The sequence below is a fragment of the Maribellus maritimus genome (genome assembly GCF_022267315.1).
GTDB lineage: Bacteria > Bacteroidota > Bacteroidia > Bacteroidales > Prolixibacteraceae > Draconibacterium > Draconibacterium maritimum.
In genome coordinates this window covers 54,319-72,047 of record NZ_JAIKLE010000023.1, presented here as the reverse complement: position 1 = coordinate 72,047, position 17,729 = coordinate 54,319, and the positions used below count along the sequence as shown (strand labels likewise).

Genomic DNA, 17,729 nt, shown 5'->3' with positions numbered 1-17,729 from the left:
TCAATATTTTTTAGGAGAATAAGATGAAGCAAGTAAAAGCATATAAACAAAATCTGGTAATTCCTACTTACGTATTGGGAAAATCAGAAATTAACCCCGTGTTTTTTGAAAAACGAGTATATCAGGGATCTTCGGGCAAAGTGTATCCTGTTCCTTTTATTGATAAGGTTCATGATTATAAGATAGACCAGAATTATGAAGCTGCCATTCTTGAAAACGAATTTGTGAGGCTGGTAATGCTGCCGGAAATTGGTGGCAGAATATTTGAAGCGCAAGACAAAACCAACAACAACTATAACTTTTTTTACCAGCAAAAGGTAATAAAACCAGCCCTGGTTGGTTTAGCCGGTCCATGGATTAGTGGAGGTGTAGAGTTTAACTGGCCGCAACACCACCGCCCGGGAACATATTTGCCTGCCGACGTTTATATTGAAGAAGAAGCCGATGGAGCCAAAACTGTCTGGATGTCGGAATACGACCCAATGTATCGCTTAAAAGGAATGCACGGAATACGTATTCGTCCCGGTAGCGCATTGATTGAACTGCGTGGACGTTTATTTAACCGTACGCCGTTAACACAAACATTTTTATGGTGGACAAATGTAGCTGTGGAGGTACATAAAGACTACCAGAGCTTTTTTCCACCTGATGTACATTATGTAGCCGATCACGCTGTACGTGCCATGAGTAGTTTTCCTTATGCTGAAAACCACTATTATGGTATTCCATATCATGAAAGAGCGGGAAAAAATGATTTACGGATTTACGACAATATTCCGGTACCAACCAGTTATATGGTTTGCGATACCAGATACGATTTTTTTGGAGGGTATGATTTTAAAGCAGAAGGAGGTTTTATTCATGTTGCTAACCGCCACATTTCTCCCGGCAAAAAACAATGGACATGGGGAAGTGAAGCATTTGGCCGTGCATGGGATCGGGAATTAACGGATGAAGGAGGACCTTATTTTGAATTAATGGCGGGGGTTTATACCGATAATCAACCTGATTTTACATATTTACTTCCATATGAAACGAAAACTTTTTCTCAGTACTGGTGGAGTTTTAAAAAACTTGGACCGGTACAAAATGCAAACAAGGATTTAGCTGTAAGACTTGAAATAAAGCAGGGCAATAAATTGGATTTGGGCGTTGCTGCCAGCCGTAAATTTGAAAACCTTCAGTTTATATTGCTTAAAGGAAAAGATAAGAGTGCGTTTGAAAAACAGACAGTTTCGCCTGAAAATCCATGGAAAGATAGTACCATCCGTATTGAAGCCGGTCAGGAAAATTCAATTTCGTTTGTCGTACTTGATGAACAAGGAAAAGAATTAATCGCGTACCATCATCGAGAAATTTCGGGAGAAAGAAACAGAAAACTTGCATTTGAGCCGGAACAACCCAATGAAATTGACAGCGCCAACGAGTTGGAATTAATCGGAGAACACCTGGAGTTGTATCGCCATCCAACACGTTATCCGGAACCGTATTGGCGGGAAGCTATTAAACGTGATCCGAAAAGTTACAGATCATATATTGCATTAGGTAAGGTAGCGCTCAAAAACGGCAAGTTTGCAGAGGCTGAAAAAAAATTTCGGGCTGCTATTGGCATCATGACCACCTATCATCCGAATCCTGCATCGGGTGAAGCGCATTATTTCTGTGGGTTGGCGTGTTCCTTCCAAGATAAAAAAGAAGAAGCATACGGATTGTTTTATAAATCAACGTGGAACTTCGAGTGGCGCTCTGCAGCCTATTATCAATTAGCTACACTTGATTGTTTGAAATCGGATTACGAAACTGCATTGGAACATCTGGAGGCGTCAATAGATACCAATCGCCAGCATAGTAAGGCATACATTTTAAAAGCTGTAATTTTAAAAAATCAGGGAAGTACAGCAGCCGCCCGAAGTATATTGGATAAATTTTTGAAAGTGGATTCGCTCGACCAATGGGCAAAATTTGAATTAGCAACATTAACAGGAGACTACGCCGGTTTTATCCAATCATCACGTAATGATGCACAAACGGTCATCGATATTACTTTTGATTATGCCGAAGCTGGTTTTTATCAGGAAGCAATTGCTATTACTGAGCTGCATCTCAAAAATGAAATTCCTGATTGTGCGGTACCAAATCCAATGGCTAAAGCAACAATAACTGAATTTATTTTAGCATGGTTATACGAATTAAAAGGAGATAACACAAAAGCGATAGAAATCCTGGAAAATACGAAATCGGCTTCTTATGATTATGTTTTTCCATCGCGTACCTACGAACAACTGGTTTTGGAATGGGTGTTGCGCATCGATCCTGAAAATAAGGTGGCTGCTTTTGGATTGGGAAATTATTTTTTCAATTTAAAAAGGCACGAAGACGCTATACATGTGTGGCAACAAGCAGCAGACGCGGATAGTAATTATAGCACTTTGTACCGCAATCTGGGTATTGCTTACTGGAATACTTTTGAAGATGGGAAAAAAGCAAGACAAGCTTTCCTTAAAGCGGTTGAATTGGCTCCAAACGATATGCGTATTCGTTTTGAATTCGACCAGTTACGAAAAAAACTAAATGACGATCCGAAGGACAGACTGGAAAATCTGATGCCCATTAAAGAGCAGATAACAACCCGCGATGATTTTTCGGTAGAATTGGCTGCCTTGTATAATTTTAACGGGGACTACAATTATGCGTTACACTTGTTGGAAAATCGGAATTTTCATCCATGGGAAGGGGGGGAAGGTCTGGTTTTGAGGCAGTTTACCTATGCATGTTTAAGAATGGGGCAACTCGCATTAAAACACAGAGATGCCAAAACTGCTCTTGCATTTTTCCAAAAATCGGTGGACACTCCTGATAATTTGGGTGAAAAATATCACCCGCTGCAAGCTGTAGCACACATTAATTACTGGAAAGGAATGGCATTTAAAACTATTGGAAAAAAAGAGGAAGCCAACGCGTACTTTCTTAAAAGTACAAAAGAGGAAGGTGATTTTATCGACATGGCTGTGAGTGTCTATTCTGAATTGTCATATTACAAGGCGCTTGCACTGGACGAGTTGGGAAAAAAGGACGAAGCCAGGGAATTATTAGCTGATATTTTAAAATTTGGAGAAGCTAAATTAAAAGAGAAAGCAGAGATAGATTATTTTGCTACTTCTTTACCATTGTTGTTGGTATTCGAAGATGATATTCAAAAAAGAAATACCATTGACGCAAAATATTTAATAGCGCTCGCACAAACTGGATTGGGAGATAATAAAAATGCTGTAAAAAATTTACAAGAAGTATTGCTGTTAAATTCAATGCACGTGGGGGCAAAAGATTTGTTAGAAAGTATCTCTGCGGGATTTAGAGATTGATAATTATTACTGGTATTGCTGGACTATTACTAATAAAGGGTATACAAAAAGAAAAATATCCCAATTAACACCACATGGAAACGCCAAAGATTAAAACTGTCGGAAAATTCATTTATTTTTAAAAATTAGAATTTAAAACAATTTTATAAGTTTGCATTACAACCTAACATTTGAGGGGTGCGAAAACTTAATCTGAGCAAGGAAATAACTGAGTTAACCCAAAGTAATGAATCATCGTTGGAAGTATTGTTTAATTATTACTATCCGAGATTATATCATTTTTCCAAATCATTTTTAAAAATTGAAACAGGTATCGACGATATTCTTCAGGAAGTTTTTTTGAAGGTATGGCAAAATCGAAAAAAAATTACTTCGGTTTCTACTTTTAATGCATACATTTTTACTATTACAAAAAACCTGCTTCTAAACGAAATCAGAAGACGCCTTAATGATGAAAAAATAAAAAATAATATACAAAAATACTCAATTGCAGAAGAATACAGGTTTTTTGATGATGTGGAATATAATGACTTGACAGAAAAAATAAAAAACATTGTTGATGAATTACCAGAACGACAAAAAGAGGTTTATAATCTCAGTCGGGAGGAAGGTTTAACTCATAAAGAAATTGCAGATAAACTGGGCATCTCTCCAAAAACAGTTGAATATCACATTACTCAATCGATCAGTTTTTTAAAGAAAAAAATTAAGGAACTTGGGGTTGTAGCTTTACTTTATTTTTATCTTTTTTTATAATTTTTTTATTTCTCACCAGGGATCATCCTTTTTGTTGTGTATTACTAATACGAAAGCACAATAATGAAAAATCTATTTGCTAAATATTTTAATTCTACCTTACGTCCTGATGAATTTCAAAAGATCACAAAATTTATAGGTAATAAAGAAAATGAAAATGCAGTATTTAAAGAAATAAAACCTTTTTGGGAAAAAAGTTTGCAAAAAAACACAGATTTAATTGAGCCCAATAAGCTATTATTTCAAAATATAAATAAAGTTATACGGGTAGAGGAACGTAATTTATTTCAGCGAAAAATAAGGCTCTATTCCTGGGGACTAAGAATTGCTGCTATCTTGGTTTTAGGATTAATTACCAGCACAGTTTTCTTTTCATTAGAAGGTGTTAAAAACCGGGCGAAGCTGAATGAAAATATCCAAACAGTTTCGAGTCCTTACGGAGCAAGAACAAATATTACACTACCCGATGGTTCAATAGTTTGGTTAAATTCCGGGACGACACTTTCATTTCCCTCGGGTTTCGGCAAAATTAGGCCAGTGAAACTTGTGGGAGAAGCATACTTTAAGGTGGCAAAAAGTAACCAACCTTTTATTGTTTCAACTCAATATGGAGAAGTGGAAGTAAAGGGTACTTCATTTAATGTTAAAGCTTTTTCTGATGACAATTCTTTTGTTGTAACTCTGGAAGAAGGAATTGTATCCTTAAAAGGGTATTATACAGAAGATGAAGTTACCCTAAGTCCCGGACAACAGGCTGAACAAACAACTAAGGGCTTTTCCGTTGCAGATGTTGAGCCCAAGTTTTATACCTCATGGAAAGAAGGAAAACTTATCTTTTCAAAAGAACCGTTTCCTTCTTTGATAAAGAAACTGGAACGCTGGTATAATGTAAAAATAGAATATAATGATCCTAAACTTGATCAAATATGGTACACGGGGACTATTGAAATGGAAAGCATAAGCGAAGTAATGGAGATGATTAGTAAAGCCTCTCCGGTAAGTTACAGCTTCAATAATAAAACAAGAGTATTTACTATTAAACCGAAATAAAAAGTAAGTCTAATTTTAATTATTTTATATGAAATAAACGAATTAACCTGTTTTTACTACTCAGGAAAAAAGAAGCAGAAAATGGCACTTTCCGCTTCTCTTTAAAAGTAGTTGATAAATAATTATAGTTACTTATTCAAACCAATTCAAAATTATGGAAAAAAACCGAAGTATCCATAGGGTAAACCTGTGTGTATTCAAAATGTTAAGAATTATGAAACTAACATTTTCGTTGATCTTGATCTCTTTTATCGGAGTGTTTGCGTCGGAAAGTTATTCTCAAACAACCCGTCTGACGCTCTCGTCAGAAAATCTGAGTCTGGAAGACTTTTTAATTAAAATCGAGAATCAGAGCGAATTTCGTTTTTTTTATACGGGTAAAATTGATGTTGATCAACAGATAAGTGGTGATTTTCACAAACGGACAATAACCGAAATCCTGGATGAGATAGCCAAAGAGGTCAGCATTAAGTACGAAGTAATGGGCAGACAGATAATTCTTTCGCCTGCAGACAGGGTGAAGGAATTGACAGCTCAGCAACCAAAGTCAGTTTCCGGAAAAGTTACTGATCCTCAGAAGCAACCTTTACCTGGAGTTACTGTAATTGTAAAGGGAACAACACAAGGTACAGTTACAAATGCGGACGGGGAATACTCATTATCCAATGTTACTGAAAACGTTACGTTACAATTTTCTTTTGTGGGTATGAGTACACAGGAAATAGAAGTGGGAAACCGGAATATTATTAATGTAATAATGGTTGAAGAAGCTATAGGCCTGGAAGAAGTTGTGGCTGTTGGTTACGGAGTTCAGAAAAAAATAAATTTAACAGGAGCGGTAGAATCTGTTAGTAGTGAAAAAATCGATTGGAAACCAGTTGGGCAAACTTCTATGGCGCTTCAAGGAGTTGCACCAGGTGTTACTATTACTCAAAATTCGGGGCAACCAGGCAAAGACGGGGGGACAATTCGTATTCGGGGAATTGGGACATTGGGAACAGCTGGGCAGGACCCGTTAGTTCTAATCGATGGTGTCGAAGGAAAAATTAATACAGTTGACCCCAATGACATCGAGGACATTTCCATATTAAAAGATGCTTCATCTGCAGCAATTTACGGGTCCAGAGCTGCTAATGGAGTAATTATTATTACAACTAAAAGAGCTGAAAATAAGAAAATATCGGTCAATTATAACGGATATGTCGGCTGGCAATCTCCGACTGATTTACCTAAACAAGTTAGCGGGCTAGATCATATGTTATTATTGAATGAAGCAAACACAAATTTAGGGCAAACACCAACGTTCCTTGATAGTTATATTGAAGCATACAAACAAAATGCTCCAAGTGATCTTTATCCAGACACCAACTGGCAAAAGCTAACTTTAACAAATAATGGATTAATTCAGAACCATTCCCTTGATGTTTCCGGAGGCAATGATTTAATAAAGATTCGCGGTTCAGTAATTCATTTCGAGCAAAATGGTTTAATCCCAAATACTGGATACAGCAGAAACTCAGTAAGATTAAATACTGACTTGGTTACTTCAAAAAAATTGAATTTCAAATTCGACCTAAGAGTAAGCGACGAATTGCAGTATGAGCCATCTGTTGGTGTAAATACAGTGTTTTTTCATATGAATGGACGTATACCTGCAAACCAGGAAGGACTTTTATCTGATGGGAGATATGGTCAGGGATGGCTTGGTGCAAATCCAATTTCATATGCAAACGATTCAGGAAAGGCTAACAACCGAATGTTTACAACCATTTTGAACATGCAAGGAGAATGGAAACCCATCGAAGGAATGAATTTGAGTTTTATGTATGCACCAGAATTTTATTATAGTAATTTGAAAGAATTCACACATACCATAAACACATATTATGGCGATGGATCGTTAGCTTATGTAAATCCAAACAAAAGTTCATTATTACAAAGATCAATCCGCACAAAAACAGATAATATTAGAGCTTTGTTAAATTATACAAAAAAAATTAAACACAATAGTTTTGCAATTCTTGCAGGTTTTGAACAGATTGAATACATCTATGAATCGTTCCAGGGATATAGAGAAAATTTTCCTCTGGAAAATTATCAGTTATTAAGTTTAGGTTCGGAAGTAAATCAACAAGCTGATGGTTCGGCCAATGAATATGCATTACGTTCGTATTTTGGTAGGTTTAACTACAATTTTAAAGAAAAGTATTTGTTTGAGGCCAATTTGAGATATGACGGTTCTTCCCGATTTGCTTCTGGTAATAAATACGGTTGGTTCCCTTCTTTTTCTGCCGGATGGCGAATCTCAGAGGAGAATTTTTTAAGTAATTATGAAACTTTAGATAATTTGAAACTTCGTGTATCATGGGGTGAATTGGGAAACCAAAATATAGGGAATTATCCTTTTGCTTCTTCAGTCGATCTAACAAAAGGATATATTTTAGATGAAGTTGCTGTAGCCGGTGCATCTTTGACTGAATTGGGAAATACAGACATATCCTGGGAAACTACCCAAATGTTTGATGTTGGTTTAAATATTGGTATTCTTAATAAATTTGCTGCTACTGCTGATTTTTATGTAAAAAATACTAATAACATTCTGCTTCAATTACCTATTCCTATGACTGTAGGACTCAGTGCACCATACCAGAATGCTGGTAAAGTCCGGAATACAGGATGGGATATTAGTATTTCTCATTTCAATAGGCTGCATGATTTTAAATATGAAGTTAGCTTCACATTATCGGATGTAAAGAATGAAATAATAGACCTTAAAGGAACAGGTCCTTATATTTCATCTAGAACAATAAGAATGGAAGGACAGCCTATTGATGCTTTTTATGGTTATAAAACGGATGGATTGTTTCAAACTCAAGAAGAGGTTTTGGAGCATGCAGTTCAATTTGGTGGATTGGTTGCACCCGGAGATATTAAGTATATCGATCAGCCATCAATTGATAGTGATGGTGATGGAAAACCTGACATGGAGGATGGCGTAATTACTCCGGACGGAGACCGTGTAATTCTAGGTTCTTCAATTCCAAGATATACATACAGTTTGAATCTCAGCGCTTCTTATAAAGGATTTGATTTGAATGCTTTTCTTCAGGGAGTTGGTAAAGCAAACGGTTATTTGGATCACTCAGGAGTTTGGGCTTTTTATGTTGGAAGTACTGCTATGGAAAGGCATTTGGACAGGTGGACACCTCAAAATACTGATGCATCTTACCCAAGACTCACATTCAATTATCCTAATAATGAGCAAGTGTCAGATTACTGGATGCTGGATGCATCTTATCTCAGAATGAAAAATATTCAGATAGGATATTCATTTCCGCAAAAAATACTGGAAAAAACGTTTATGGACAGTTTTCGCTTGTACGTAAGTGGACAGAACTTATTCACTATTGATAATTTTCTGGATGGCTTTGATGTTGAATCTCCTGTTGGTAATAGTGGGTTTTACCCAGTGGTTAAAACTTTCACATTTGGAATTAACGCTAAATTTTAATTATCATGAAAAATAAAATATTCAACTTATTAATAGTTACTTTCCTTATATTAGTTGGCTCTTGTACAGATTATTTAGATAAAACACCTCTTGACGGGCCATCAGATGTATCATTTCTTAAAACTGAAGAGGAGTTGGCTATGGCGATTAATGGTATATATAATAATTTGTGGTTTCATAGTATAAGTGCGTCAGGACAATGGGAATATCTTTTGGATTGTACCACAGATATTAGTTGGGATAGAAACGGGGGTGTTTTTACAGATCTAGGAAATGGAAGCCAAAGCCCAACCGATGAATCATTTGCTACATTATGGGAGCATCTTTATAAAGGGATAGCTAGATGTAATTTTGTGATAGAAAATATTGACCGAATTGAAAATACATCACAGGAAACAATTGAAAATGCAGAAGGACAGGTTCGATTTTTAAGAGCGTATTGGTATCACCAGTTAATATCACTTTGGGGCGATGTACCATTAGTAACTCAAACCTATGGTCTTAACGAGAATAAGGTATCTCGAACCAATAAAGCTGAAATTGTAGATTTTCTGCTATCAGAACTTGATATTGCTTCTCAAAACCTACCTGATAGCTGGGCTAATGAAAATAAAGGACGAGCAACAAAAGGGGCAGCCCTGGCGCTAAAATCCAGAATCGCACTATATGCAGGCAGATATGATATTGCAGCTTCATCTGCTAAACAAGTGATTGATTTGAATATTTATGAGCTTTATCCAGATTATAGGGCGCTATTCCAGTATGAAGGGGAGAGTTGTTCCGAGGTTATATTTGAAATAATGTACCAATATGGTATAGAAGATCACAGGATGTCTTATTCTGTAGGTTCAAGAAATGCAAGATGTACAAGCACTAAAGTTCCTTCACAATCTATGGTTGATTCTTATGAATGTGTTGATGGAATGACCATTGACAAGTCTCCTCTGTATAATCCTGCAAAGCCTTTTGAGAATAGAGATCCTAGGTTAAAACAATCAATTGCTGTACCTGGCGATATTTTTCTTGGATACCAATTTGAAACGCATAAAGATAGTGTTATGTGCTGGAATTATAATGTAACGCCAGCTGTACGGATTTCAAATCAAGATGCTACAAATGCCTATGCTACTTTTACTGGCTACTGTTGGAAAAAAATGGCAGATCCAATTGATTATCCTGACAATAGAAATAATTCATCACTAAATTTTATAATTATTAGGTTAGCTGAAGTATTGTTAAATTACGCTGAAGCAAAAATTGAATTAAACCAAATTGATCAGGATTGTCTTGATGCTATCAATGCAATACGTGATAGGGAAAGTGTAAAAATGCCTCTAATTGTCACCGCAAAGTCTCAAACTGAAATGCGACAGATAATTCGAAGAGAAAGAAAAATAGAACTTGCTTTTGAAGGATTTCGATTACAGGATATTCGTCGTTGGGGAATAGCTGAAAAAGCTATGTCAGGCTCCCTTTACGGTAGACCTCAAAAACCGTATAATTATTCAGATCAAGGAATACCTTTATTTGATAATGACGGTATCCCTGATTATTCTTCTTATGCTGACAAGCTTAGGGTTGTTGAAATAAGATCATTTAATCCTACCCGAGACTATTTATGGCCTATCCCACAAAAGGATATGGACGTGAATGATCAGTTAGTTCAAAATCCTGGATATTAACCCGTTTTGATATTTACAAGGGAATTCATATTTATTTGAATTCCTTTCCCCAAATACTTTATTTGGCATTATTATGTTTAAAATTATAATTATTAAAATATGAAAATTCATTTTATAAATCAATCAGGAATATTAAAAATATTAATCGCGTATTTCTTTATCTCATTCGCGTACTCCTGTAAATCAGAAAATAATGATAAAACATCTAAAAATAAAGTCCAGCATATTAAAGTTTTTTACGAAATCGGCAAGTATGGTGGTTGGCCAGCCAATTGGGGAATTTGGAATTGGGGTGAAGAAATATTAGTTGGATTTACAGAAGCAGACCATGAGGATAAAACAGGCGGTCATACTTTTAACCAAAAAACAGCTATGGCAAAATTTGCTCGAAGTCTTGACGGTGGTCTTTCCTGGAAGGTTGAGGATGCTTATGAACACGGAATTACAGAGGCGACCGTAGAGCATAATATTGGAGATAAATCTAAACCTGCAACAGCTCTTACTGAAAGCATTGATTTTACACATCCTGATTTTGCTTTAACTTTTCGAATGGTTGATATGCTTAGAGGCCCATCTTCATTCTATTATTCTTATGATCGGGGAAAATCCTGGAATGGAGCCTATAACCTTGAAGTTCATTTTCCCGGAAATAATCCTGCAGGCATTGTTACCCGTACTGACTATATTGTTGATGGGAAACATGAATTAACAGCATTTTTAACAGTGGGATTTTACGAATCTACCGAAAACTGGAGACAAATTGCCTGCGTAAGAACAACTGATGGAGGGCTGACCTGGAACTTTCTTTCATGGATAGGTCCTGAAAAAATCAATTCAATTATGCCTTCTTCTATTCGTTTGGATTCCTCTCGGTTATTATCTGTTATAAGAAGAACAAATCCCCCAAGAATGGTGAGTTATTTATCTGAGGACAACGGATATTCATGGAAACAATTAGATGATCCGGTAATTGTTGATTCAAACGGTAATCCTCCCGCATTATTAAAGCTCAAAGACGGTCAATTATGTTTAGTTTATGGAATTCGCAGAAGTGAAACTATGCCTGAAGGGATTGGAATGTACGTCACATTCAGTTCTGACAATGGGTTAACCTGGGACAGCCCTTCTCTTTTAAGAGGGAATGACGGTGCAATATGGGACATTGGTTATCCAAGATCAGTTGAACTTCCTGATGGCAAAATAGTGGCAGTATATTATTATAATAACGCTGATCTTGGTAATAAGTATCGTTATATAGCTACCAGTATTTTTGATCCGGTCCAAAAATAAAATTATCCTTTGATCTATTCATTAAATGATATTTCTAAAAAATTTTACAGGAATATTGTGGCTGCTTTTTGAGATATGTAGCCTCCTTTCTAATGCAACCACAGTCTCTCCAACCCAACGGCCAAATATTATTATAATTATGGCAGATGATCTAGGATATGGGGATCTGAGTGGACAATACGGAGGGAAGTCCAAAACACCTCATATAAATAGCTTGGCTCAAGAAGGAATGTTGTTTACTGATTTTCATACCAATGGTCCTACTTGTTCTCCTACCAGAGCATCATTGCTTACGGGACGCTATCCGCAAAGATTGGGAGTAGAAACTCCGCAAAGTAATGTACTGGATTTACCTCAAAACCAAAATGAGATTACAATTGCAGAATATTTACATAAAGAGGGATATTTTACGGGAATAATTGGCAAATGGCATTTGGGACGTCCACAAAAGGGAAGCCCAACAAAATTTGGATTTGAAAGATTTATTGGTTATTACGGTGGTGATTTAGATTATTTTTCAAAAATAGATCGTTACGGAAGAAAGGATTGGTGGTATAATGAAACTTTACTCGATGAGGAAGGTTATGTGACCCAACTTATTACAAAATATTCTGTTCAGTTTATAAAAGAAAGTAAAAACAAGCCGTTTTTTTTATATGTTTCTCATCTTGCTGTTCATTTCCCATGGCAGGATTCAAAGGATGATAGTTTATGGAAAAGACAGGAGGGTAATCACTACACTCTCGCAAACATGGGGCTCAATAACAAACTCGGGCCACATCTTCCTAATACCATTCCATTTGTATTGGCCGAAATGATTGAAGAATTAGATGAAAGTGTAGGTGAGATCATCAGCGCTCTGCATGAATTTAATCTCGACGACCATACATTGGTTTTTTTTATGTCAGACAACGGTCAATACATCAATTATGGCGAAGAATGGCCCCATGTTGGCTCAAACGGCATTCTTCGAGGACAAAAAGGTAATTTATGGGAAGGAGGGCACCGTGTACCAGCAATTGCTTGGTGGCCCGGAAAAATTTCTTCCATGTCGGTTTCAAATAAAACTGTTATGAGCATGGATATATTGCCAACAGTACTTGATTTACTGAACATATCATTCTCAACGAAAGACTCTCCTAATTTAGTTGATGGAATTAGCATCCTGCCATTGTTACTGGGAAACAAATTGCTAAAGCCCAGATTACTATTTTGGCGAACCCCAAATCAAAAGGCTGTTCGATTTGGCGACTGGAAACTTGTAATAGGTGACCAGGCAGATAAACCTGAGTTGTACAATTTACGAGAAGATATTAGGGAAGCAGATGACATAGCTTCCCTGTTCCCTGAAAAAGTATATCAATTAAAATCGGAGTTAGAGATTTGGGAGAAAAATGTAAATAATAATTAGTTAAACACAAATTCAACAATTTGCAAAAATTACATAGTTGCTAAAGTATAAATTCAAATAGTTTTTTAAGACTGATAATTATGATAGATAATTCTGATAATTCTTTTGATGTAGTAGTTTGCGGAGGAGGCCCGTCAGGGGTGGCCGCTGCTCTATCAGCCTCGCGACATGGGGCCAAAACATTGTTAATTGAGCGTTATGGATTTTGTGGTGGTATGTCTACTGCAGCTTTGGTAAATCCATGGTCGGGACACGAATATACTGATCCGGAAACAAAAAAAGAAGGTTCAATAATTGGGGGTATCTTTAAGGAAGTTGCAACTAAATTATTCGAGCTTGGTGGTTTTGGTTCTGATTTAAGTGCATCGGCGTTCGACGAAGAGCTCTTAAAATACGTTTACGATTCAATGCTTATTGAAGCCGGCGTTAAAGTTCGATTTCATTCTTATATTAAATCCATTGAGAAAGAAGGGGAACATATTTTATCTGTTGAAGTTTTTTCAAAAGGGGGAAGCGAAATGTTTTATGCTAAAAATTTTATTGATTGTACCGGGGATGGAGACCTGGCCTCCCTAGCCAACCTTCCATTCAAAGTTGGCCGCAATGAAGATGGGCTGACACAGGCAATGACAGTAAGTTTTAGAATGGGTAATGTAGATAAAAAGGACATAATTGCCACAGGAAAATTACGCTCTGCCAGAGCTTTAGTGGAACCCTATTTTCAGCGGGACCTTGCCTCAGGAAAATTGCACTATCCTTATCGAAATTTTATTCACTTTTATGATTATCCAAGACCAGGAATTCTTCATTTTAATATGACCAGAATCAACGAGGTTTCAGGATTATTACCTGATGATCTAACTCATGCAGAAATAGAAGGAAGGAGACAAGCTTTTCTTATTGGTAATTGGCTGATTAAAAATATATCCTGGTTTAAAAATGCTTATGTTGAAAAAGTTGCCACGCAGGTTGGAGTTCGGGAAACCAGGCATATCGAAGGTTATTATACAATTAATCAGGACGATATAGTTAATGCAGCCAAATTTAAGGATGGCATTGCGAGGTCCAGATATTTTATTGATATACATAATCCCAAGGGAGCTAAAGATGTTCAACAAATTCCGGGAAAGCTAGGAGAAGTTAAGTCCGGTTTTGCTCCTCCTGAAGGTGATTATTATGAAATACCTTTTCGAAGTTTACTTCCAAAAAAATGTTCAAATCTGGTTGTCGCATGTAGGGCACTATCTGCTACGCACGAATCCTCTGCGGCTATCCGGGTAATGGCAACTATGCACGGAATAGGGGAAGCAGCGGGAATAGCTGCTGCCGAAGCCAGCATACAACAGAAAGACGTTGCACAAATTTCGGGGGAATGGGTGCGCAATCAAATTCCATATATGTCTGAGAAACCTGATTTTGGCATACCCTGGACAAAAAATTAATGCTAACCCAAATATAAATCTTTTAAATCGTATTTATGGATTTACCTTTATTAGACCTAATAGTTATTTTTATATACTTGGTTGGAATAATCATTTTTGGAAGCTGGTTTGTTAGATACAATAAAACCGGTGAAGATTTTATGATTGCCGGAAGTTCAATACCCGGATGGGCGGTTGGGCTTTCTTTTTTTGGCACATATCTAAGTAGTAATACTTTTATAGGAGTTGTTGGAAGGGCCTTTGGAACGAACTGGAATTATTTTACATTTAGCCTTGTGATTCCTTTGGCAGCCTGGATAGGAGTTAAATACTTCATTCCTTTCTATCGAAAAAGCGGTGAAATATCTGCCTATCATCATATCGAAAAACGTTTTGGATCCTGGGCAAGAATATATAGTGTAAGCTGCTATTTGTTATTGCAACTTGCCCGTATTGCTACAATAACTTACGGAATGGCTCTGGCCTTGCATGGTCTCGCAGGTTGGGAAATGTCATATATAATAATTATTTCGGGTATTTCTATTACACTTTATACTATGTTAGGTGGCATGAAAGCAGTTATCTGGACTGATGTAGTTCAATCATTTGTGTTAGTATCTGGCACAATCATTATAATAATTTATATTTTCTATGAGGCCCAGATAAGTCCCCCTGAATTACTTGCCGTTGCCAATGAAAATAGCAAATTCTCATTAGGTTCATTTAAATTATCATTTTCAAAATCAACTTTTTGGGTTGTTTTTTTGTACGGGTTATTTATGAATCTAAAAGCATTTGGATTTGATCAGAATTACGTACAGCGTTATCACGCAGCGAAATCAAATAAAGAAGCAAAAAATTCATTATATTTTGGTTCTTTGCTTTATGTACCTATTTCATTACTTTTCTTCTTTATAGGGTCTATTCTCTTCTCACTCTATCAAACATCTCCTGGTTTAGAGAAAGACTTAAAAGCAAAAACAGCCATGGCAATTGTAAATAGGGAAACATCGGATTTAAGCCCCGAAGACTATTTAATGAGGGTTCAAAAAAAGGAATCAACATTAAAAATTACAGATATCGCCGATCACGCTTTACCCCATTTTATGTCTAAAAAGTTACCCGGCGGGGTTGCCGGATTAATAATTGCAGCAATAATGGCAGCTGCTATGAGCACAATTAGCACTTGTCTAAACAGTTCGGCAACGGTATTATATAGTGATATTTATAAAAAAATCCGAGGCAATATAAGTGAAAAGGAATTAATGTATTTCTTGCGCATAGCTACGTTTATTTGGGGCATATTAGGTTCCATAGCCGCGTTACTTATGATTGGTTCTGAAAGCATTTTAGCTGTTTGGTGGGAGCTTAGCAGTATAGTGGCGGGAGCAATGTTAGGACTTTTCCTTTTAGGATTTGTATCCAAAAAAGTAGATGGACAGGGTGCAGCAATATCAGTATTTTTTGGAATCATTGTTATTGCATGGATTGGATTCTCCTCAAAAGTATCTTTTTTGCCGGATTTCCTAAAAAGCCCCTTCCACACATATATGAGTGTTGTTATCGCCACGATAAGTATGTTTACAGTAGGAATATTAATAAGTCATGTTAAAACCAGACGTAAGATGTATTAAATCTTACAGAAAGAAAAAATATAAAATTATTAAAATGAAGAATACTACAACTCTTCCTCTTCCTTTGAAAGGAATTATCCCCCCATTAGTAACCCCACTAATTAATAACGAAACTCTCGATGTTGAGGGTTTGGAACAATTAATTGAGCATGTAATTTCTGGTGGTGTACATGGTATTTTTATTTTAGGTACTACCGGTGAATTTGCAAGCTTGGGGTATAAATTAAGGCGAGAGTTAATTCAAAAGACTTGTTGCTTTGTAAATAAACGTGTTCCTGTTCTTGCAGGTGTTTCAGATTCAGCTTTTGTAGAGAGTGTAAAACTGGCGCAATTTGCTGAGGAAAAAGGGGTTGATGCTGTTGTTTTAACGCCTCCGTATTATTTTTCATCCGGGCAACCGGAGTTACTTGAATACCTGGAAAGAATTATGAAGAAAATACCTTTACCATTGTTTATCTACAATATGCCCGCTCATACGAAAGTTATGTTTGCGCCTGATACCGTAAAGGCAGCAGCTGACATACCGGGAATAATAGGAATGAAGGATAGTTCAGGTAATTTATCTTATTTTAACCAGATCCGGTATTTAATGAAAGAGGGCCATCCTGATTTTACATTTATGATTGGCCCCGAAGAACTTTTATCTGAATTTATATTAATGGGAGGCCATGGCGGAGTAAATGGCGGAGCAAATCTTTTTCCCCGTCTTTATGTTGATTTATATGAAGCTTCGATAAAACGGGATTTTGACCAGATAGAGAAACTTCGTGAGAAAATATTGAGAATAAGTACCTCTTTATATAATGTAGGCCAATATGGATCAAGTTATCTGAAAGGCCTTAAATGTGCTTTATCCGTAATGGGGATTTGCAACGATTTTATGGCTGAACCATTTCGTCGTTTTAAAGAACCTGAACGGGGAATAGTAAAAGAGATTCTGGAGGAAATCGAAAATTGAATATTAAGATAAAATGGCCGGGAAGAGAAATACTTTTTTTTGTTGCAGAAATAAATTTAGACACTGTTTCACAAAGTGTAGAATTAAAAAATGCCGGGGGTTTAGCTTTTATAGCTGAACCCTTTTTTCAAATATAACCTTGAGTTAATTCAGGACGGCACCTCTATTCCGAACGGGCATTGACTTTTTTTGAAACTGTTTTTATTCTGTTTCTTTGTCGTTCTGATTTATATTTTTCTATCTGAGCAGAGTAGAAACATAAACATCGGGGCTTTATTTCATTTTTGACTGATTGGTGAATTTTTTATTATTCCTGAATTTGCCTTTTTGTAAATTTTTTCTTTGTTGATTTTCATCAAACACCAGGTAAAACTTTGTTCCGTCTTTTATGCTAAGATTTTTGTTTGTGGTGTCTTTTCTTATGCTTAGTTTTTTTTATATTATCAAATAAATGTTGAAAAGTGAATTCGTTTTTATTCCTTCGAGAAATTATACTTTTTCTTAAGTTGCTGCTTTTATCTTAACTTTCATTGCGTACATTACTATTTTTTTGGGAAGGGGTATAGAGTGCACCTCGTTTATTGCTTAAAAGAATTCGGAAAATCTTGCACTTGTATTATTTTTGGAAGAATTGGCTTTCTGCGAGTCTAAAAA

Annotated in this window: 10 protein-coding genes; all 10 read left to right on the top strand. The window is 36.3% G+C overall.

Going from position 1 to position 17,729, the window contains the following annotated elements:
• Window positions 1-23 precede the first annotated feature (23 nt).
• Window positions 24-3,362 carry a DUF5107 domain-containing protein gene (locus tag K5G00_RS19095; protein WP_238767793.1) on the top strand — a complete coding sequence of 1,113 codons (3,339 nt, stop codon included), beginning with the start codon at window positions 24-26 and terminating at the stop codon, window positions 3,360-3,362.
• A 177-nt stretch (window positions 3,363-3,539) separates the two neighbouring features.
• Complete coding sequence (locus tag K5G00_RS19090) at window positions 3,540-4,118, top strand: RNA polymerase sigma-70 factor (protein ID WP_238767792.1); 579 nt, start codon at window positions 3,540-3,542, stop codon at window positions 4,116-4,118.
• 63 nt (window positions 4,119-4,181) lie between these two features.
• Complete coding sequence (locus tag K5G00_RS19085) at window positions 4,182-5,168, top strand: FecR family protein (protein WP_238767791.1); 987 nt, start codon at window positions 4,182-4,184, stop codon at window positions 5,166-5,168.
• Between the two features lie 214 nt (window positions 5,169-5,382).
• Entirely contained in the window at window positions 5,383-8,679 is a 3,297-nt protein-coding gene (locus K5G00_RS19080; RefSeq protein WP_238767790.1) for a SusC/RagA family TonB-linked outer membrane protein, read from the top strand.
• A 5-nt stretch (window positions 8,680-8,684) separates the two neighbouring features.
• A complete protein-coding gene (locus K5G00_RS19075) occupies window positions 8,685-10,361 on the top strand; it encodes a RagB/SusD family nutrient uptake outer membrane protein (RefSeq protein WP_238767789.1) in 1,677 nt (558 codons plus the stop codon).
• Window positions 10,362-10,460: 99 nt separating this feature from the next.
• Window positions 10,461-11,651 (top strand): sialidase family protein, encoded by a 1,191-nt coding sequence (locus tag K5G00_RS19070; protein WP_238767788.1) that lies wholly within the window; start codon window positions 10,461-10,463, stop codon window positions 11,649-11,651.
• A gap of 25 nt (window positions 11,652-11,676) precedes the next feature.
• On the top strand, window positions 11,677-13,062 hold the full coding sequence (locus K5G00_RS19065; protein ID WP_262921391.1) for a sulfatase-like hydrolase/transferase: 1,386 nt from the start codon (window positions 11,677-11,679) through the stop codon (window positions 13,060-13,062).
• A gap of 80 nt (window positions 13,063-13,142) precedes the next feature.
• Window positions 13,143-14,504, top strand: coding sequence for an FAD-dependent oxidoreductase (locus K5G00_RS19060; protein ID WP_238767786.1), 1,362 nt, complete (start codon window positions 13,143-13,145; stop codon window positions 14,502-14,504).
• A gap of 35 nt (window positions 14,505-14,539) precedes the next feature.
• Complete coding sequence (locus K5G00_RS19055; protein WP_238767785.1) at window positions 14,540-16,117, top strand: sodium:solute symporter; 1,578 nt, start codon at window positions 14,540-14,542, stop codon at window positions 16,115-16,117.
• A gap of 34 nt (window positions 16,118-16,151) precedes the next feature.
• On the top strand, window positions 16,152-17,075 hold the full coding sequence (locus K5G00_RS19050; protein WP_238767784.1) for a dihydrodipicolinate synthase family protein: 924 nt from the start codon (window positions 16,152-16,154) through the stop codon (window positions 17,073-17,075).
• Window positions 17,076-17,729: the final 654 nt, after the last annotated feature.